Origin of the sequence: Pseudomonas sp. QLc11A (genome assembly GCF_052112305.1) — a bacterium.
Taxonomy (GTDB): domain Bacteria; phylum Pseudomonadota; class Gammaproteobacteria; order Pseudomonadales; family Pseudomonadaceae; genus Aquipseudomonas; species Aquipseudomonas laurylsulfatiphila.
In genome coordinates, this window is sequence record NZ_JAVAJJ010000028.1 from 1 (window position 1) to 19386 (window position 19386).

The window sequence follows — 19386 nt, forward strand, 5'->3', positions numbered from 1 at the left end:
CGGTCACGGTGGTGGCGGCGGTGGAGGCTCTGGCTCCGGAGGCGGCGGTCATGGTGGTGACGGCGGAGGCGGCCACGGTGGTAGCGGTGGTGGTCACGGTGGTGGCAGTGGCTCCGGCAGTGGAGGTTCCGGAGGCGGTGGTCACGGTGGTAGTGGCGGAGGCGGTAACGCTGGCAGCGGCCATGGCGATGGTGGCGGTGATGGTGCCGCAGGACATGGCGGCAAGGGGCGCGGCGATGCTGACCATGGTGGTGTTGCCGGAAACGCAGGACCAGGCAATGCCCGTGGCGATAAGGCCGATAAAGCCGATAAAGCCGATAAGGCTGATAGGGCTGATAGGGCTGATAAGGCTGATAGAGCCGATAAGGCCGATAAGGCTGATAGAGCTGATAGAGCCGATAAGGCCAATAGGGCCAATAGGGCCGACAACAATCCCGCAGATGCAGCCAGGAACGCTGCCAAAAATGACGCAGATGCAGCCAGAGACGCTGCCAAAGCTGATGCAGACGCAGCCCGGGATGCTGCGAAAGCTGATGCAGATGCAACCCGAGATGCCGCCAGAGCTGCGGCGGATGCTGCCCGTGACGCTGCAAAAGCTGCAGGTGTAGCGGGTGCAGATGCAACCAGAGATGCTGCGAGGGCCGCTGCGGATGCCGCCAGGGACGCTGCCAAGGCAGACGCAGATGCAGCCAGAGATGCAGCCCGGGCTGCTGCGGATGCTGCCAGGAACGACGCCAAAGCTGATGCGAACGCGGCCAGAGAGGCGGCCAAGGCCGAGAAGAGAGCCGCCAGAGAGGATGTGGCGGATGCCCCGGACGCTCCGGATGCTCCAGATGCCCCAGACGCGCCGGATGTCGACGTGGTGGAGGCACAGAACTAGGCCTGCACGCTACGCAACGGCAGGCATACCCGTAGAAAACGTCCCGTGAATTTGAAGGACGTATCGAAAAAAAGTCGCAAACCCTGCAGGGTTTGCGACTTTTTTTGGTTGTTCACGTCATTGCGGGGAACACCGATACCTGTAGGAGCGAGCTTGCTCGCGATGGAGGCCAACGATGATGCGGGGAGCCTGACACCCCGCGGTGCTCTCAGGTTTTTCGCGAGCGAGCTCGCTCCTACAGATATTTCGTTATTTGTGTGCCCCGGGATTCCGTGAAGTCCTTTTTTACCATCGTGTTGCGCAGTCCGAAATGCCAGAGCAATCAATCCCGGCTTGTCAGCCTGCGCACGCGCTACACGGATCAGCCGTTGCTGCGATTGGTTGCCTTGGCCTTGCTTTGAGCTACAGCGGCTTCAGCCTTCTGCTTCTGCGCAACCTGGAAGGCTTCCATCGAGACCTTGCGGGCCGACTCCATGCGATTGAATGTCTTGTCACCACCACCGGTGGCCATCGCCAGAGAAGAAACGGTCAGAGCGGCGATTACGAAGAGAGCTTTCATGGATTTCATTTGGATATCCTCAAGTGAGAAAGTGAAATGGGTAAACAGTGAAAAGCGCAATTTATTGGCCAAGGCTGAACGGGTTTGTTCAACCTGGCTTCACCAGCCAGCCAGGGCGGCGTTTCCGGTTGCCCAGGTGCGTTGCTCCATACGGCCTTCAGCGTTTTTGTTTTTCGCCCAGACGGTGAGCAGCACCATCATTGCAAAGCCACCGACGATGAGAACCGGATAGGCCGCCAGCAACTCGACCAGCGAGTATTTCCAGGCCAGCGGACGACCGACACCGAGCATGGCGGCATAGAACCAGGACACACCAGAGAGCGCGCCGGAGAACAGCGCCAGCATGCGCAAGTTGAAGGAGAGTTTGAGTATCGAACCGGCTTTTTTCAGCGCCGGCAATACAGCGCTATGCAACAGGAAGCCGTTAAAGGTCAACAAGACAACGATGCCGATTTTGGCTTGCAACTTTGGATTGAGGAAATATTCCATCCCCTTGCCGGCATAATCTATTCCGATAATACCAATGCCCGTAATCCAAAGAGCAACAAGTGCAAGTGATACGGTTTTTTGAAGGCTTTCCAGATGCGCGTCATCATGGTGACCCGACACATCCCCCTTCAGGAGTTGCTTGACCATGGCAATGTCACTGGTCAACACAAGCCCGATTGCAACGCAGCAGGCGATAAGATGGAAATATACAACGCCCAAGCGAACATATTCCGCGGCTGGCGAAGTCAGTATACCAAGATCCATGATTACCTCTTTGTACTCTTAGTGGATCAACATGACTTCAGCACGGCTTAGTTGCATTTATCCGTTGCTGACTGCAGTCAGGATCCAGCAATTTCTATTGTTTAATCTTGCGGCATTGTGCTGCGAAGAAAAAAGCGAGTTTAGCGAATGAACTTTTTGATCATTCGGTTAGTTCCATTTTCAGGTAACAAAAAACCTCATTCGCACTGGGCGTCTATATGAGGTTTAACTTCCGCTTCTTGAGTCAGCTGAGCATCGGAGCCCGTGTGACCTGTTGCGTATTCTGAACGAAAAAAGCCGTGTGCGTTCATTTTTTGATCAATTTTGCTGACCAACGGCAGTGCCGAAACTGGTCGCATATTGCCATCATTGGAGGGCGCAGCCAGCACCATGACTGGCTTTCGGCGGGTCGGGGGGCGGATAAAAGTCCCGTCGATTTTTTCGTCTTTTTTTGCATATTCCAGGGTAAAAATCGGGGGTTATAAGCCAATCAGCCATCAAAAAAGCCCTGGTCGGGGTAAAAAACCAGGGCAATGCACTGCCATTTTTTCCTCGAAAAAGCACATTCCGGACAGTTGATTGCGTCGGCATTAACAGGGCAGTCTCACCGAACCAGTTCGACCTCGCTCGGGCGCCACTCTTTCGTGAAGAACGACTCAAGGGGGCTGTAGAGGCGCAGGAGCATGAACCAGCCCTTGTCCGGCATGGTTTGTATCCAGTTGCCGGCTTTGGCGTCCGCAGGTCTGGAAGGGCCGAAGTAGATGGTCATGGAACCATCCGCGTTTTCAACGGCCGCCGGTGACGGGTAGGTTTGACTGCCAGCACGGGGGTAGCGCTGTGGTGTCTGGAGCATGGAGCGCGTCTGGTTGTCGTAGACGGTGAAGGACCAGAATTTCGCCGCAGGGATCTTGGGTGGCAGGGTCACCTTATAGGTCTTTGCGCCATCGAAGGGGTTCTTGTCGGCGTCAGTGAAACCCATGAGGTACTGCGAGCCTACGTTGGGCACACGCATGATCATGCCCGGCGAATCCATGGTGTAGCCATAGTAGAAGGCCGTGCGCGAATCAAGCGTGCGCGCGCCTGTCGGTGGCAATGGCTTGAACAGGCCTTCCTTGGTGATCAACGGCGGCGGTGTTTCAAAATTGAAGCCGCCTTGCCACAGCATGTTGGCCCACATCGAGTTCGGGTAATAGGCCCAGCCGGGATACTCGGCGGCACGCCAGTTCAGCGCTCGTCCAGCGGCGTTGCCCACGGCTGCCGCGTCGCTGAGGATCTTCTTCATCCGCTCGTCCGGAGCAAAGGGTTTGCCCTTCACGATACCAATGGCCGCCAATTGCCCCATGAGTTCCGGGCTGAACGAGGTGGCGGGTTCCAGCTGTACAAGCTTGTCGAGCATCTCGAAGTAGGAAAAATCGTTAGGCGGGATGGTGTTGAAGGATTTGCCACTGCCCTCGATGAACTTCGTGGGCGGTATCGGGGGGATGGGCTCCAAGCGGATTTTGCCTTCGAGTGCCGTGGCAATGCTGGTGCCATGGCCACCCGGTGTGTAGGGGTAGATCTTCAGTTTGTCCTTGATGAGATCAACGGCAGGTTTCGGGTCGTTGTTCTCCATAAAGGCACGAACGGCGTAGAGCACATGGTTGGTTTTGGAGCGACCGACAAAGTAGCCGCCATCAGGAACAGGACCCTCGTAGTCGGGTGGCAGAACCAGGTATTTACCCCCTTCACCCCGATCGGGTCCGGGCGCGCCGATGTCGATGATCCAGCCAAACCACATGTCATTGAGCGTGCCGAGGGCCTTGGGTGGCACTTCAATCACTAACGGTCCTTTCGTCAGGTCGAGCGTTGCCACCGAGTAGATCGTATCGGCGTTGGCCGTGAGAAAGAGCGAGTTGGAGTCCATCAGCTCGGAGAAGATGACCACCGAGTTGTCTTCAGCGCCAATGCTGTGGAAGCCCTCGCGAATCGCATAGGCCGAGGCACCCGAAAAACTGTTCACGAAGGCATCGACACCCCGAGTGAACGCCAGTGTGTCATAGACATTCCGGGCGGTTTCGGCGCTTGGCGCGCCATCCTTGAATTCCAGCACGCCGATTCGGGTCTCGACCCGGTCCGGCGTCTTGACGGCGGGTGGAATGTCGGTGGCCGCCTGCGCCGAGGTCAGCACCGGCAACATCAGGGTAAAAAAGGACGTGAGTACGGCGATTGGTTTGAGAAGGTGCGCCATGGGTGTCTCCCGGGGGGACGTTTGAAGTATTGATGACTCAAACTGAGGAAGGGCATGGCGCAAGGATTTTCGAAAGCCAGGCAAACCACAGCCTGGTTCCAGATCATCGAAGGTGTGCTGAAACTGATTCGCCCGGATGACCTTTGACGGATATTGCGCGCAGGTGACGGAGCAGCACGGAATGCTCGATCAGTTCTTCCAGCCGACCCAAGCATAGGTGCACATTTGCCATCGCTCCAGCCAGCGTCAACTGTTGGCCTTTTTCTGTCGGTCGACATCGGCAGCCATGGGTTGATCAGGGCCGATCGCAATAAGGACTGTCTGGAGGCTCTGCAGGTATTGCGCCTGGCACAAAGCGACCAGGGCGGACGTTCACGGGGACAGCGCTCTGACCGCAGGCAACGGCCGTACTATAATTAATGTCTGTCAATGTTTGTGTGGCGAGCGCGCCAAAACGAATCAGGTATCCATAGCGTTCACCTGACAGGCAAAGGGCAGCACAGCAAAAGGGATGGGCAATACGTCTGATTACGCGAGAGAGGGTTCAGCCATGAAAATTCACTCCTTCCAGCATTACTCTCATGGTCTGGAAATGGCCGTTCACGATGCATGGATTACTGCCAAGGTGAAGTCGGCCCTGGCATTTTCCGATCCGACCCTTAGCCTGCATATCAATGTCAAAACCCATGCGGGCATAGTGGGGTTAAGTGGCCGCGTCAACACTCATAGACAGTGTGAACAGGCCATTGATCTGGCCCGCTCGGTTCATGGTGTCGCCGAAGTCGATGCCAGCGACCTGCAGACCCATGTGTTCACGCCAGGGAGTTTTCCAGAAGCGCCCAACGCCGAAGAGAGCACTGAGCGCCGGCCACCATCGTCAACAAAGATGGACGACAAATGACAATGGCAACTTTGTAGGCGCCGCGCTCCCAGTCGGGAACCGGGAGCGCAGGGAAGCTGAATACCTGTGTGCCCCAGAGTGAAACGCCCATGGTTTCGTGGACATTTGCGACTGGCTGGTGAGGCCGTTTTCTGCCTGTCATCCAAGGGTCTGCATCAGGCTGCGTAATTGGAGAATCGCCTGCGCAATCGGGGAGGTTGGCAGGCGGCGCAATCGCTAGTTTAGGGCCTATCCAACAACAAGACCTCGTTATAGGAAGGCTTATGCAATACAGGCTTGCCATCTCGCACTGTGTGCCCTGCGCTTTTGAGTCGACTAAGGGAAACCTTTAGCCGGATTGAAGTTTTCCCCCCAACGGATGCTGTTCATCTCGATATCGGCGCGGCGCCTACTGACTTACCTTGGGTAGACAAGAGGCGTGTCGTCTTGGCTGGCTGTTGCATTGAGTCCGCCTGGCGTTTTACCCCATAACAACAATAGGCCTGACCATGCTCGAACCCATCGTTCTTTATATCCCTGATGCAATTCGCCTTCCTGCGCAAGAAGGCTCGGTGTTCGGCTGCCGGCATTTTTAACTTTTAGTTCGAATCTGCTCCTATAAATACAGTGCCCAGCACATACAGATGTGGAGAAGTTAGATGCTTCAGGTAAAACAATCTTGCCGTGGGCTTGGTATTGCCGGCGTGTTGGGAATGATCTGTTCGCCATTGGCAGCCTATGCCGATGTTGTTGATGATAGTCACTTGAAAGTGGATACGCGTAACTTCTACTTGCACCGTAATTACACCAATAACAATGCGCCGGTTTCTGAAGTGCATAGTTGGTCTCAGGGTTTCGATGCACAGTTTACGTCCGGTTACACCGACACGGCCCTGGCGATCGGCCTTGATGTGGATGCGCAATACGCCGTGCGCCTGGATTCATCGGGCAACGACGGTTCGCTGCCTTTCAGCGTCCGTGACCAGCAGACGGCGGATGACTACAGTCGCGCCGGTGCAACCTTCAAGATGCGCTACAGCAAGACCGAGTTGAAGGTCGGTGATCTTCGCCCTCAATTGCCTGTGGCGTACGATGACACCAGTCGGCAACTGGATACGATCTATCAAGGGGCGGTGGTCGAGTCCAGGGAAGTCGATGGATTGACGATGACTGGTGGCCGGTTCTGGTCTGCCGTGACACGGGAATCTTCCAACCACGAGAAACTGTACAAGTTTGGCTCCACCGATAATCTCGACAGTGACGGCCTGGATTTCGGCGGCGCCACTTACGACATTACAAAGAACCTGCAAGCCAGCTATTTCTATGGCGTGTTGCACGATATTTATCAGCAGCACTATTTCGGCCTGATGCATATGGCTGACTTGGGTAATGGCTACAAACTCAAGACCGACTTGCGCTACTTCAATAACAATGAAGATGGCAATGCCTTGAACGGTGAGATCGACAACCGTTCCTACGGTGGCTTGTTCACCTTGCTCAAAGGCGCCCACATGTTTGGCCTCAGTTACCAGCGCATGCTCGGTGACAGCGTGTTCCCGACGATGAACGGGTTTATCCCGCAACCCTATCTGGTGCACTGGTCGTCCCTGGGGTTTGTCCGCCCGGATGAAAAGTCCTGGGGTGCGCGCTACAGCTATGACTTTGCCGGGATGGGCATGCCGGGGCTGAAGCTCTACACCCGCTACATCAAGGGAACCCACTGGGACCGTGGCGCCAACCTGAGCGACAACCAGGAAAGCGAACGCTTCCTGGGGCTCAGCTACGTGGTGCAGAGCGGGGCGCTGCAAGGCCTGGGGCTGGACCTGCGCAACATCGACGTGAAACAGAAGTACGGCTACGACTACAACGAATTCCGTTTCGCCACGACCTATACCTGGAAGTTCTGGTAAGCCCGGTCCATCCGGGGTTTGACCCCATAACAATAAGAGGCCTGACCATGTTCGAACCCTTTGTCCTTTACATCTGCCCCGCAACTTCCCAGTCGGTGTCCTGTGCACCGTCACCCGGCGCGCTGCGCCCATGAGCGGATTCCAAGAGGAGCAAACACTAGTGAATATCCAGGTCGATAACGCGGTCCTGCAACAGCAGAAGAAGAAAACCTACATTTACGAGTGGTACGTGGTCGGCCTGTGCATGATCGCCTACATCTTTTCATTTGTGGATCGGCAGATCCTGGCGCTGATGATCGAACCGATCAAAGCCGACCTGCAGATCAGCGACACTCAGTTCAGCTTGCTGCACGGGCTGGCCTTTTCGTTGTTCTACGCCTTCATGGGCATGCCCATCGCCTACCTGGCGGATCGCTTCTCCCGGCCGAAGATCATCGCCGTCGGCGTGGTGTTCTGGAGCCTGGCGACGGCTGCCTGCGGCATGAGCAAGAACTTCCTGCACATGTTCCTCGCCCGCATTGGCGTCGGTGTCGGCGAAGCGGCCCTGTCGCCCTCGGCCTACTCGATGTTCAGCGACATGTTCCCCAAGGAAAAACTCGGCCGCGCCGTGGGCATCTACTCGATCGGCTCGTTCGTCGGGGGTGGCCTGGCCTTCCTGGTGGGTGGCTATGTGATCGCGATGCTCAAGGACATGAACACCATCGAAGTCGCCGTTCTCGGTGCGATGAAGGCCTGGCAACTGGCGTTCTTCATTGTCGGCCTGCCCGGTATCGTGGTCGGCCTGTTGATCTGGCTTACCGTGCGCGACCCGGCGCGCAAGGGGCTGCAGGTCGATGCACAGGGTCAGGCCAAGAAGGTTGCGATGAGCGATGGCTTGCGTTTCCTCGGTCGCCACCGTGCCACCTTCACCTGCCATTACCTGGGCTTTTCGTTCTACGCCATGGCCCTGTTCTGCATGATGAGCTGGAGCCCGGCTCTGTACATCCGCAAGTTCGGCCTGTCGCCAATGGAGGCCGGCTACATGCTCGGCACCGTGCTGTTGGTGGCCAATACCGCAGGCGTGCTGTTCGGCGGATGGCTCACCGACTACCTGGCCAAGAAAGGTCATCAGGACGCCGCCATGCGCACCGGCGTCATCGGTGCCCTCGGCATGGCGGTGCCGGCCGTGCTGTTCCCGCAAGTCGATCAACTGTGGCTGTCGGTGACGCTGCTGGTGCCGGCGATGTTCTTCGCTTCGTTCCCGATGCCGGCGTCCACGGCGGCGATGCAGATCCTCGCGCCGAACCAGGTGCGCGCACAGGTCTCGGCGGTGTTCCTGCTGATCAGCAATCTGCTGGGCCTGGGCCTGGGCACCACGCTGGTGGCGCTGTTGACCGACCGCTACTTCGGATCGCCTGCGGCGGTGGGTTCGTCGATGTCGCTGGTGATCGCCGGTGCATCGGCGTTGACGGTGCTACTGCTCTGGCGTGGCTGCCGTCGTTTTCGGGAAAGCTATGCCCGGGAGTATCCGACCCGGGCCTGATTGGTCATAGTCCACGATCGGCGTCTCGGCCTCGCTCCCTTTGAAGGGCGCGGGGCCGAGGTGCTCCAGGACAGGAGAACCCGTGATGTTGAATGATGTACACCTGCTGGAACGGCACAGCCTGCTCAGCTCGGCCGATTACCGCGAGATCAAGGACAAGGTCAGCCAATACCTGTGCCCGCACAGCTTCAACGTGCTGCGTGACGAGCCCATCCACACTCGGCTCAACGGGGTGTTTTTCGGCGATTCGGCGCTGCTCGACCTGCGCTATGGCGCGCCGGTGGAAATCACCATCGGCGACATTGCCGATCAGTACCTGTTCCGCATTACCTTGCAGGGGCACTGCGAAGTGGCCCACGGGCGGCGCAGCGCGGCGATGCAGTCGGGCTACCTGAGTGTTTCCTCGCCGTTCGCGCAAAGCCGTATCGTCACCGATGGCGAGTGCCGCAACCTGATCCTGCGGGTCGACCGTGATGCCCTGGAGACGCAACTGCAACGCCTGCTCGGCCGCAGTCTGCGGCAGTCGGTGATCTTTGATGTCAGCGTCGACCACCTGGGCGCGGGCGTCGTCAGCCTCTATCACACCCTGGATTACATCTGCCGGCTGTACGGCAGCGGCGTCGACGGTTCGCGTCTCGCCAGCGGCTTGTCCGAATACCTGATGCAACTGCTGCTCACACAGCTGCCGCATAACTACTCGGCGGATCTGTTGATCGACTCGCGCGCGCCGCTGCCGCACCACGTGAAAAAGGCCCGTGACTACATCGAAGAACACCTCGACGAACCGATCAGCCTGACGACCTTGAGCGAACTGTGTGGCGTCTCGGTGCGCACTCTGCAAAACGGTTTCAACCAGTTCCTCCAGCAGGCGCCGGTCGAGTACATCCGCGACCGGCGCCTGGCGGTGATCCACGAGTCGCTCAAGCAGGGCAGGGCCGGTGAAACCGTCACCGATATCCTGTTGCGTCACGGCATCAACAGCTTCGGGCATTTCTCCAGCGCCTATCGGCAACGCTATGGCTGTCTGCCGTCGGACACCCTGCGGCGGCAGAAGCATTGAGACTCCTGCGCAATCCGTCAGTCGGCTGCGCAATCGGATAAGTGCGCGACGGTGCGGCTCGATAGGATCGAGTCACTAACAAAAAGGAGTATCTGCATGAATATTACTGTGCTGGGTGGTGGTCACGGCTGTTACGCCGCTGCTGTCGAAATGGCTGAAAAGGGGCACCCGACCCGCCTGTGGCGTCGAGACTCCACCGCGCTCAAGGAGCTGCTGACCATCGGCAACCTGACCATCAAGGACTTCAAGGGCACTCGCCAGTTGTCCGTCGGCCAGCAGGGCGACAAGCTGTCGTTCACCGACGACCTGGCCGAAGCCCTGGGCGATGCGCAACTGGTGATCATCCCGCTGCCGTCGACCTCCCACGAAGACCTGGCCAGACATGTTGCGCCGCACCTGCACGACGGTCAGGTGGTGTTCTTGCCGCCAGGCACTTTCGGCAGCTTCGTGTTCGCCAAGGCCATGGCCGATGCGGGCAACCGGAGCAAGGTCGCCTTCGCTGAAACCGGTACGTTGCCGTACCTGGTACGCAAGCATGGCGCCAGCGACCTGGTGATCAGCGGTTACGCCACCCGCCTGCCAACCGGCGTATTCCCCAGCAACCTGTCCGAGCATGCTTTCGCGGTACTGCGCGAGGCCTACCCGAGCGTCGAGCCGATTGAAGACGCCCTGAGTGGTGCGCTGATGAACGCAGGCCCCATCATCCATCCGCCGCTGATCATGATGAACGCAGGTCCCCTGGAGCATTTCGAGGCCTGGGACATTCATAACGAAGGTACCCAACCGTCGATCCGCCGCGTGACCAACCAGCTCGATGCCGAGCGTATGGCCGTGCGCGAAGCACTGACCTACGGCGCTCCGCACTTCCCCCTGGCCGACCACTACAACACCACCGAAGGCGATGAGTGGATGTACGGTCGCGGTGCCCACGGCAAGCTGACCGACAGCGGCGACTGGCGCGAAGACATCGACCTGCAGAAGCACCGCTACATGCTTGAAGACACACGCCTGGGCCTGTCGTTCCTGGTGTCCGTCGGCCGCTGGGCCGGTGTGCCGACTCCGGTCGCACTGGGTCTGCTGAGCATTGCCTCGGTCGTCGCTGCACGGGATCTCTACGCCGAAGGCCGCACCCTGGAAAACCTCGGTCTGGCCACGCTGAGTCGGGCGCAGATGACCGAACTGCTGACCAAGGGCTACAACTGATGAACGCCGCGCTGCCCCAGGTCAGCGTGGTCGGCGCCGGCCGGATGGGTGAGGGCATTGCCCTGGCGTTCATCCATGCGGGCCTGCCGGTCACCCTCATCGATATAAAGGATCGCGCGGAGGATGAGCGACAGGGCTACTTCGAGCGTGTGCGCAACAACATCCACAGCGAACTGCAGATGCTGGTACGCCTTGGCGTGCTTGAGCGGGAACAGGCGGACATTGCGATAGCCCGGTTGACGCTGCAATCCCGGTCCCAGGCCGCAGAGGCATTGCGCCTGTGCGACCTGGTGTTCGAAGCGGTGCCGGAGGTCATCGCGGTCAAGCAGGAGACCTTCGCCTGGGTCAGCGAGCATGTTCCGGCGTCGACCATCATCGCCTCGACGACGTCGACGTTTCTCGTCACCGAGTTGAGCGAAATGGTCAGCACCCCTGCGCGCTTCGTGAACGCGCACTGGCTCAATCCCGCGTACCTGATGCCGCTGGTGGAAGTCAGCCGCAGCGAAGCGACCTGCCCGCAAGTAGTCGAACGGCTGCTGCAACTGCTCAAGCGGATCGGCAAGGTGCCCGTGGTGTGCAATCCGGTGGCTGGCTACATCGTGCCGCGCATTCAGGCATTGGTAATGAACGAAGCCGCACGGATGGTGGAGGAGGGCGTGGCCAGCGCAGAAGATATCGACACCGCCGTGCGCGTCGGTTTCGGGCTGCGCTTCTCGGTGCTGGGCCTGCTTGAATTCATCGACTGGGGCGGCGGCGACATTTTGTACTACGCCTCGCGCTACCTGAGTGGAGCGCTGTCACCGCGCTTCGAATCGCCACAGGTGATCGCCGACAACATGCAAAGCGGCCGCAATGGCTTGCGAGATGGCCAGGGTTTCTACGACTACCGTGACATGGACGTGGAAGCCTACAAGCAGCAGCGTCTTGGCGATTTTGTCCGCAAGCTGCAATTGTCGGGGTTGACGCCAGCGTTCGATGGCGCCTTGAAGCAGGCCTGAGCCTCAGGGCCCGGACGCCGGGCCCTGACTACATGGGGTTGCAGCGGGGGCCTAGGCCATATCGTAGAAGTGGCGAACAGCTCGCCGCTCGCCGCCGCTTCCTGTAGCAGGCGGACTCGAACGCGAACCGATTCCTCGGGATCGTGTTCGGAGCCGTTGTGCCAGTCGGGATGGGCTTCTGGCCGTTATCTGCTTGATGCAAAAGCCAGTTATCCCTGGCAACGCAGCCGGTCCGCGCGGCTATCGGTCCAGCAGAGGTGCCAGCAATGCACACATACCGCGCCAGTGCGAACCCTCCCAGTAAACCCGTTTGCAGGCGTCGCAGCGCAGGAAGTGCGAATAGAGGGCGCCAACGCGTGGCGGCACCTGCGGCCGAGCCAGTTCCGGGCTGATCTCGTGCAGCGGCAGGTTGCAATGAAGGCACAAGCTGAATGGCCGTGCGCTACGCGCCAGGTCGAGGCGCTCGTACAGTTCGCGCAGCTGCAGCGACGGTTTCAGGGCATGCACATAACAGCCATGGCTGATGATCCGTCGCTTGAGCAGTTCGCGGTCGCGGGTTAGCACGATGCGTCCTTGCTGCGCAGCGATCTCGGCGATCTGGCCATCCTCGAAGCCATTGTCATAGAGGGTGTCGAAGCCGCTCATGCGCAGCAGGCTGGCCAGCCCGCCAAGGTGCGCATCAGCGACGAAGCGCAGCACCCGTAAAGGTTGCGCACGAACCTTGAGCAGCGGGCTGATGTCCAGCGCTTCGAACTTCGGATACACCGCCAGCCGGTCACTGTCGAGGATCACCCGCTCGAAGCCCACCGACTCGCCGTTGAGCAGCACCAGCTCGACCTCGGTGTGCGGTACCCCGAGCGCCTCGATCATGTGCTTGACCGTCGCCCCTCGCGCGCATTTGCAAGTGAAGGACTGCCGCCGCCGTTCGGCCGGCAGGAAATCGTTGAGCTCCTCGTAGAAGCGAAAGGTTGCACTGGTCATGCTGAACAGTATGGCAGGGCTGCAGGATGAGCGAGTCCGGTCCGGACAATTTCTGCGGCTGGTCCCAAACTACGATCGTCATCATGTTGAAATGGATGATGCCATGGAGCTTCGATGCTGGATGTACTGCTTGAAATTGTTATCGCGTCAGTCAATGGGCAGCGATATGGTCAATCTCGTGCCTTTGTCCGGTGCGCTGTCGATCGTGAACTCCCCGCCCAGCATGCTGATGCGTTCCTTCATGCCCACCAGCCCGAACGAGTTCAGTTTTTTGCGATCCGTCATGCCTACGCCGTTGTCTTTGATCTGCAGGTAAAGCCTGTGACCCTCCCTGGAGAGTTCGATGTGCACCTGTGTCGCTTGCGCGTGCCGGGCAATATTCGACAGTGATTCCTGCACGATGCGGAACAGCGTCGTGGCGGATTTTTCATTCAGGTCGCAACGGAAATTTTCGTCTTTGGCCAACATCGTGCAATCGATCGCGCTGCGCTGCCGGAACTCTTCAAGTTGCCACTCGATCGCGGCCTGCAATCCCAGGTCGAGTACGGGTGGCCGAAGATCATTGATGATACTGCGCACACTGCGGATGGCTGTATCGAGGTGATTCAGCGCATCGCTGGCCTTTTCGTTGAGCCTGGGGTGCATGGTACGGGTGCGCGCCTGCAGCATGGAGACATCGATGCGCAACGCCAGCAGACTCTGTCCCAGCTCGTCGTGGATGTCGCGTGCGATGCGCTTTCGCTCTTCTTCCTTGATGTGCTCCTGATAGGAGGCCAGTTCACGCAGCTGCCGTTTCGATTGCAGCAATTCTTCGGCCTGCATCGTCAGTTTGCGCTGCAAGTAGAACAGGTCGACAAACACCTGGACCTTGGCGCGAAGCACTTCGGCCACAATCGGCGAGAAGATGTAATCCACGGCGCCGGACGTATAACCGCGGAAACGCTCGGAATCGGTGTCGGCCTCCGCGGTGACGAAGATAATGGGTGTATGGGCCGACTTCGGGCGGCCGTGAATGAGTGCAGCGGTTTCAAAGCCGTCCATCACCGGCATTTTCACGTCGAGCAGAATGACGGCGAAATCGCGTTGCAATAGCAGGCGCAGCGCCTCGCGTCCGGACGTCGCCGTGGCGACATCGAGGCCCATGTCGGTAATTACCGCGGCGAGCGCGGTGAGCTTGGCGGGATTGTCATCCACCAGCAACACGGAGGCTGGCACGCCATCAGGCGGGGCAGGGTGCCGCACCTGGGCGTTCTCTTTGAATACCGGAGGTTGCTTCATCGATAGAGCCATCTGCGCATCAGTGACAGCAGCTGGTCGGTATCCACCGGCTTGCTGACGTAGTCCGAGGCGCCTGCCTCAATGCACTTTTCACGGTCACCCATCATCGCCTTGGCCGTCAGCGCAATCATGGGCAGGGCTTCAAATCGTTTGAAGGTACGGATCTGGCGCATGGTTTCAAAGCCATCCATCTCGGGCATCATGATGTCCATCAGCACGATGTCGGTATCGGGCTGCTGCTGCAGCAGTTCTATGGCGGTCCGGCCGTTTTCGGCCGTGGCCACCCGCATGTTGTTGCTCTCGAGCACGCTGGTCAGGGCAAATATATTGCGCACGTCGTCGTCGACCACCAGGGCCTTTTTGCCCTCGAGGCTGTCTGAGCCCTCATAGAGTTTTTCCAGCATCCTGCGCTGGGTCTGCGACAGCCTGTCGACGACACGGTGTAGAAACAGTGCGGTTTCGTCGAGGATGCGCTCGGGGGATTGAACGGCCTTGATCACGCCCTTGCCCAGCAGTGTCCGGAAACGCTCGTGTTGCGGCTTGGTCAGTGTCTCTGCACCGTAGACGACGATCGGCAGTTCACGCCTGGCCTGGTCTTCCTGCAACGCCTCGAGCAGCTCGATGCCGGATGCATCGGGCAGTTCGAGATGGATTGCCATGCAGTCGTAGCGTTTCTTTGCCAGTTTCTTCAAGGCTTCAGCGCCGCTGGCGGTCGTTTCGATCTTCACGTCGGTGTTGCCGAGCAGATCGAGGATGCGGGCGCGGTTCGCTTCGTCGCCGTCGATCAGCAGCAGGTTCCTGGTCTTGCGCCCTGCGAAAGCCACGATGCCGACCAGCGCATGCTGAATCTCGTCGGCTGTGACCGGCTTGAGCAGATAGTCGAAAGCGCCATAGCGCAGCCCGCGTGTGCGGTCGTCAGCGTTCGAGATGATCTGGACCGGGATGTGACGCGTGGCGAAACTTCCCTTCAACTGCTCGAGCAGCAACCAGCCATCGATGTCCGTCAGGCCCGGGTCCAGCGTGATCGCGGCGGGTTTGAAGCGCTCGACCAGCTCCAGCGCATCCGCGCCACGGGTCGTGACGACAGCCCGGAACCCCTTCTGATGCGCGGCCTCGAGCAGGATGCCGGCGAATCGGGCGTCGGCCTCGAGCATCAGCAGCACCTGGTCGCCGGGTTGGACCGACTCGCGGTCGTCGAGTATCTGTGCAGAAGGGCCTGACACAAGGTCGCGCCTGACCTGGCCAGGTACTGTCTCTGTCACTGATTCGTCCAGCGTCTGACGCTGGGCATCCTGTGTACGCAAGGGCACGTACAGCGCGAAAGTACTGCCCTTGCCGATCTCACCGGGGATCAGCCGCAGCTCACCGCCCAGCCGGTGTGCGAGCTCGCGGCTGATCGACAGGCCGAGGCCGGTGCCGCCGTATTTTCGTGAGGTTCCGGTATCGGCTTGCTGGAACGCCTCGAAGATCAGCTTCTGCTTGCCGGCCGATACGCCGATGCCGGTGTCGGTGACCACGAAGGCGACCACCGCATCGGCGCGATTCAGTTCGCTGTGATCCATACTCCACCCGGACACAACGGGCTCGATGCTGATCTTGACGCTGCCTTGTTCAGTGAACTTGAAGGCGTTGGACAGCAGGTTCTTGACCACCTGCAGCAGGCGCTTTTCGTCGGTCCACAAGGCGGGGGGCAGGTTAGGCGCCAGTTCGATCGTGAAGGTCAGGCCGCGGCTTTCGGCGACCGGCCGGAAGGTGCGTTCGATCTGGTCGTGCAGATCGGCGAACAGCGCTTCATTCAGATCCAGCGTGACCGTACCCGACTCGATCTTGGACAGGTAGAGAATCTCGTCGATCAGCTCCAGCAGGTCTTTGCCTGCGCTGCGGATGGTCTTGGCATATTCGACCTGCCTGGGGGTGAGATTGTGTTCCGCGTTGTCGCTGAGCTGGCGGGCCAGGATCAGCAAGCTGTTCAAGGGCGTTCTGAGTTCATGGGACATACTGGAGAGGAATTCGGACTTGTACTTCGAGGTCAGCGTCAGCTGCTCCGCCTTCTCCTCCAGCGACAGTTTGGTGATTTCGACTTCGCGGTTCTTGCGCTCGACTTCGGCTTTCTGCTCCGCCAGCAGGCCGGCCTTGTCCTCCAGCTCCTCGTTGGTCTGTCTCAATTCCTCCTGTTGCCTTTGCAGTTCGTGCGCCAGCGATTGCGACTGCTTGAGCAGTTCTTCGGTACGCATATTGGCTTCGATCGTGTTGAGCACGATACCGATCGATTCGGCAAGCTGATCGAGGAAGGTTTGATGAATGATGCTGTAGCGCGTGAACGAAGCCATTTCGACGACGGCCTTGACCTTGTTCTCGAACAGGATCGGCAACACGATGATATTCAGCGGGGCGGCAGCACCCAGACCGGATGAAATCGCGACGTAATTGGCCGGTACATCGGTCAACAGGATGCGCCGTTTCTCGTAGGCGCATTGCCCGACCAGGCCCTCGCCGAGCCGCCACTCATCGTTCACATTGATGTTGCCCTTGTACGCATAAGCGGACAGCAGCTTGAGTTTCGCCGGATCCGGCGGGTTCTCGTCCATCATGTAGAACACACCGTGCTGGGCGTTGATCAGTGGAGCCAGTTCAGACAGCACCATCTTGGAGACTGCCGCCAGATCGCGCTGGCCCTGCAGCAGACGGTTGAACTTCGCCAGATTGCTCTTGAGCCAGTCCTGTTCCGCGTTTTGCCGCGTGGTTTCGCGCAGGTTGCGGATCATCTCGTTGACGTTGTCCTTCAGTTCCGCCACTTCACCCTTTGCTTCTACCTCCACGTAACGGGTCAGATCGCCCTTGGTCACGGCAGTCGCCACATCGGCAATGGCGCGCACCTGGTTGGTCAGGTTGGCCGCCAGACCGTTCACGTTGTCCGTCAGGTCGCGCCAGGTGCCGGCAGCACCCGGCACGTTGGCCTGGCCCCCCAGCTTGCCCTCGACGCCCACTTCACGCGCCACCGAGGTCACCTGGTCGGAGAACAGCGCCAGCGTATCGGTCATACCGTTGATGGTGTCGGCCAGTTCGGCAATCTCGCCCTTGGCTTCCAGTGTCAGCTTCTTCTTCATGTCGCCGTTGGCGACGGCGGTCACCACTTTCGCGATGCCTCGCACCTGGCTGGTCAGGTTGGCTGCCATGAAGTTCACGTTTTCGGTCAGATCCCTCCAGGTGCCGGACACGCCTTGCACCTGTGCCTGCCCCCCGAGCTTGCCTTCGGTGCCGACTTCGCGCGCGACCCGCGTCACTTCGGCGGCGAAGCTGTTGAGCTGGTCCACCATGGTGTTGATGGTGTTCTTCAGCTCCATGATTTCGCCCTTGGCTTCCACGGTGATCTTGCGCCCCAGGTTGCCTTTGGCCACGGCCGTCGTCACGTCGGCGATGTTGCGCACCTGATTGGTCAGGTTGGCCGCCATGCTGTTGACCGAGTCGGTCAAGTCTTTCCAGGTCCCACCGACGCCCGTCACCTTGGCCTGGCCGCCGAGTTTGCCGTCCGTCCCCACCTCGCGAGCCATGCGCGTCACTTCGTCGGCAAAGGTCGAGAGCTGGTCCACCATGGTGTTGATGGTTTCCTTGAGCTGGAGAATTTCACCTTTGGCTTCGGCTGTGATCTTGCGCGACAGGTCGCCGTTGGCCACCGCCGTCGTCACGTCGGCAATGTTGCGCACCTGGGTGGTCAGGTTGGCCGCCATGCCGTTGACCGAATTGGTCAAGTCCTTCCAGGTACCGGACACGCCGGTCACTTCGGCCTGTCCGCCCAGTTTGCCTTCGGTACCGACTTCCAGCGCGACGCGGGTCACCTCCGAGGCGAAGCTGGAAAGCTGGTCGACCATCGTGTTGATGGTGTTTTTCAGTTCGAGAATCTCGCCCTTGGCTTCAACGGTAATTTTCTTGCCAAGGTCGCCGCGCGCCACCGCCGTCGTCACCTGTGCAAGGTTGCGCACCTGGGTGGTCAGGTTGGCCGCCATGCCGTTGACCGACTCGGTCAGGTCGCGCCAGGTGCCTGAGACGCCGCGCACTTTTGCCTGACCGCCCAACTTGCCTTCAGTACCGACTTCCAGCGCCACGCGGGTCACCTCCGCAGCGAAACTCGAGAGCTGGCCGACCATGGTGTTGATGGTGTTTTTCAGTTCGAGAATCTCACCACGGGCTTCGACGGTAATCGTCTTGCCCAGATCGCCTTTGGCCACTGCAGTGGTCACGTAAGCGATGTTGCGCATCTGGGTGGTCAGGTTGGCGGCCATGTCGTTGACGGAGTCGGTCAGGTCTTTCCAGGTGCCGGACACCCCTTTGACATTGGCCTGCCCACCGAGAATCCCTTCAGTGCCGACTTCGCGCGCCACGCGGGTGACCTCGGAAGCGAAGGAGCCCAGTCGCGTCACCATGGTGTTGACGATCTCGGCGGACTTGAGGAACTGGCCCCGCAGTTTCAGACCGTCGAGTACCGGCGGTACCTGCTGGCTCAGATTACCCTCGGCCACCGAACCGACCACGCGAATGATCTCGTTCATCGGGCTGATGAGGTCACTGGTGAGCGCATTGCTGGAGTTGACGATCTTTTGCCACGAGCCTTTCATCATCGGCAATTGGATTCGCTCATCGACCTTGCCCTGCTTGCCGATCAGTTGCGCCACGCGTTCGAATTCGGTGGTGGTCTCGGCGGCCATGTCGATGATCTCGTTGAGCGTGTCGGCGATCTTGCCCGGCATGCCGGTCCAGTCTTCCGGCATACGCGTAGTGAAGTCACCTTTGCGCAACGACTTCAGCGCTGCCAGCAATGTCTTCATGTCCAATACTTCGATCGGTGTCGTCACTGTGGCCATGTCTGTGTCCAGTCAAAATTGATGCCGCGGGCAAGGCATTACCCCTTGCCGCAGGAGCCGGCATTGCAGCATTCAGCCTGTTGAAAACGGTGCGTTGACTTACGAAATACTAGCAAGGTTGACGCAATGCCCCGGATTCTGGGGGCAATTGTCATCTTGCAGTGCAATCCCGACCTGCTAACGTAGAACCCGGCAGCAGATTCAATGGCTTGCTGGCCACTGGCCGCAGGATGGGTGTGGGAATGCATGAGCGCGCACTTCTGTAGCGGCGGGGCC

14 protein-coding genes and 1 pseudogene are annotated in these 19386 nt (G+C 59.3%); 7 read left to right on the plus strand and 8 right to left on the minus strand.

Annotation, left to right across the window (positions count from 1 at the left end; genetic code table 11):
- On the plus strand, nucleotides 1-608 hold a 608-nt coding region (locus tag Q8X48_RS28535; protein WP_407802800.1), incomplete at its 5' end, for a hypothetical protein.
- Nucleotides 609-1241: 633 nt separating this feature from the next.
- On the opposite strand, the gene Q8X48_RS28540 is transcribed toward Q8X48_RS28535, so the two are convergent.
- The 4 genes from Q8X48_RS28540 to Q8X48_RS28555 all read right to left on the minus strand — a co-directional run bounded on the left by Q8X48_RS28540 (nucleotide 1242) and on the right by Q8X48_RS28555 (nucleotide 4419).
- On the minus strand, nucleotides 1242-1448 hold the full coding sequence (locus Q8X48_RS28540; protein ID WP_407802004.1) for a co-regulatory protein PtrA N-terminal domain-containing protein: 207 nt from the start codon (nucleotides 1446-1448) through the stop codon (nucleotides 1242-1244).
- Between the two features lie 90 nt (nucleotides 1449-1538).
- Complete coding sequence (locus Q8X48_RS28545) at nucleotides 1539-2192, minus strand: hypothetical protein (protein ID WP_407802005.1); 654 nt, start codon at nucleotides 2190-2192, stop codon at nucleotides 1539-1541.
- A 197-nt stretch (nucleotides 2193-2389) separates the two neighbouring features.
- On the minus strand, nucleotides 2390-2584 hold the full coding sequence (locus Q8X48_RS28550) for a hypothetical protein (RefSeq protein WP_407802006.1): 195 nt from the start codon (nucleotides 2582-2584) through the stop codon (nucleotides 2390-2392).
- A 212-nt stretch (nucleotides 2585-2796) separates the two neighbouring features.
- On the minus strand, nucleotides 2797-4419 hold the full coding sequence (locus tag Q8X48_RS28555) for a DUF1254 domain-containing protein (protein ID WP_407802008.1): 1623 nt from the start codon (nucleotides 4417-4419) through the stop codon (nucleotides 2797-2799).
- 550 nt (nucleotides 4420-4969) lie between these two features.
- Between Q8X48_RS28555 and Q8X48_RS28560 the strand changes: the two genes are divergently transcribed.
- The 6 genes from Q8X48_RS28560 (at nucleotide 4970) to Q8X48_RS28585 (ending at nucleotide 11992) form a co-directional block, all read left to right on the plus strand.
- Nucleotides 4970-5320 carry a BON domain-containing protein gene (locus Q8X48_RS28560; protein ID WP_407802009.1) on the plus strand — a complete coding sequence of 117 codons (351 nt, stop codon included), beginning with the start codon at nucleotides 4970-4972 and terminating at the stop codon, nucleotides 5318-5320.
- Nucleotides 5321-5958: 638 nt separating this feature from the next.
- Nucleotides 5959-7209 (plus strand): OprD family outer membrane porin, encoded by a 1251-nt coding sequence (locus Q8X48_RS28565; protein ID WP_407802010.1) that lies wholly within the window; start codon nucleotides 5959-5961, stop codon nucleotides 7207-7209.
- Nucleotides 7210-7369: 160 nt separating this feature from the next.
- Nucleotides 7370-8731, plus strand: a complete 1362-nt coding sequence (locus Q8X48_RS28570) for a spinster family MFS transporter (protein WP_102701151.1) — start codon at nucleotides 7370-7372, stop codon at nucleotides 8729-8731.
- Nucleotides 8732-8816: 85 nt separating this feature from the next.
- Nucleotides 8817-9791, plus strand: a complete 975-nt coding sequence (locus Q8X48_RS28575; RefSeq protein WP_095967115.1) for an AraC family transcriptional regulator — start codon at nucleotides 8817-8819, stop codon at nucleotides 9789-9791.
- 96 nt (nucleotides 9792-9887) lie between these two features.
- Complete coding sequence (locus tag Q8X48_RS28580; RefSeq protein ID WP_407802011.1) at nucleotides 9888-10994, plus strand: NAD/NADP-dependent octopine/nopaline dehydrogenase family protein; 1107 nt, start codon at nucleotides 9888-9890, stop codon at nucleotides 10992-10994.
- The gene (locus Q8X48_RS28585) at nucleotides 10994-11992 is read left to right on the plus strand and encodes a 3-hydroxybutyryl-CoA dehydrogenase (protein WP_407802012.1); all 999 of its coding nucleotides are present in this window, start codon (nucleotides 10994-10996) and stop codon (nucleotides 11990-11992) included. The genes Q8X48_RS28580 and Q8X48_RS28585 overlap by 1 nt, the downstream gene beginning before the upstream one ends.
- Before the next feature lie 65 nt (nucleotides 11993-12057).
- Here Q8X48_RS28585 and Q8X48_RS28590 read toward each other — a convergent pair.
- From Q8X48_RS28590 to Q8X48_RS28605, 4 genes and pseudogenes are all read right to left on the minus strand, one after another.
- Nucleotides 12058-12165: pseudogene (locus tag Q8X48_RS28590) on the minus strand (MBL fold metallo-hydrolase); the annotation flags it as partial.
- Between the two features lie 67 nt (nucleotides 12166-12232).
- Nucleotides 12233-12973, minus strand: coding sequence for a Mut7-C RNAse domain-containing protein (locus Q8X48_RS28595; RefSeq protein WP_407802013.1), 741 nt, complete (start codon nucleotides 12971-12973; stop codon nucleotides 12233-12235).
- A gap of 147 nt (nucleotides 12974-13120) precedes the next feature.
- Nucleotides 13121-14251, minus strand: coding sequence for an ATP-binding response regulator (locus Q8X48_RS28600; protein WP_407802014.1), 1131 nt, complete (start codon nucleotides 14249-14251; stop codon nucleotides 13121-13123).
- Nucleotides 14248-19110: a response regulator gene (locus tag Q8X48_RS28605; protein WP_407802015.1), complete on the minus strand. Its 4863-nt coding sequence runs from the start codon at nucleotides 19108-19110 to the stop codon at nucleotides 14248-14250. The genes Q8X48_RS28600 and Q8X48_RS28605 overlap by 4 nt, the downstream gene beginning before the upstream one ends.
- Nucleotides 19111-19386: the final 276 nt, after the last annotated feature.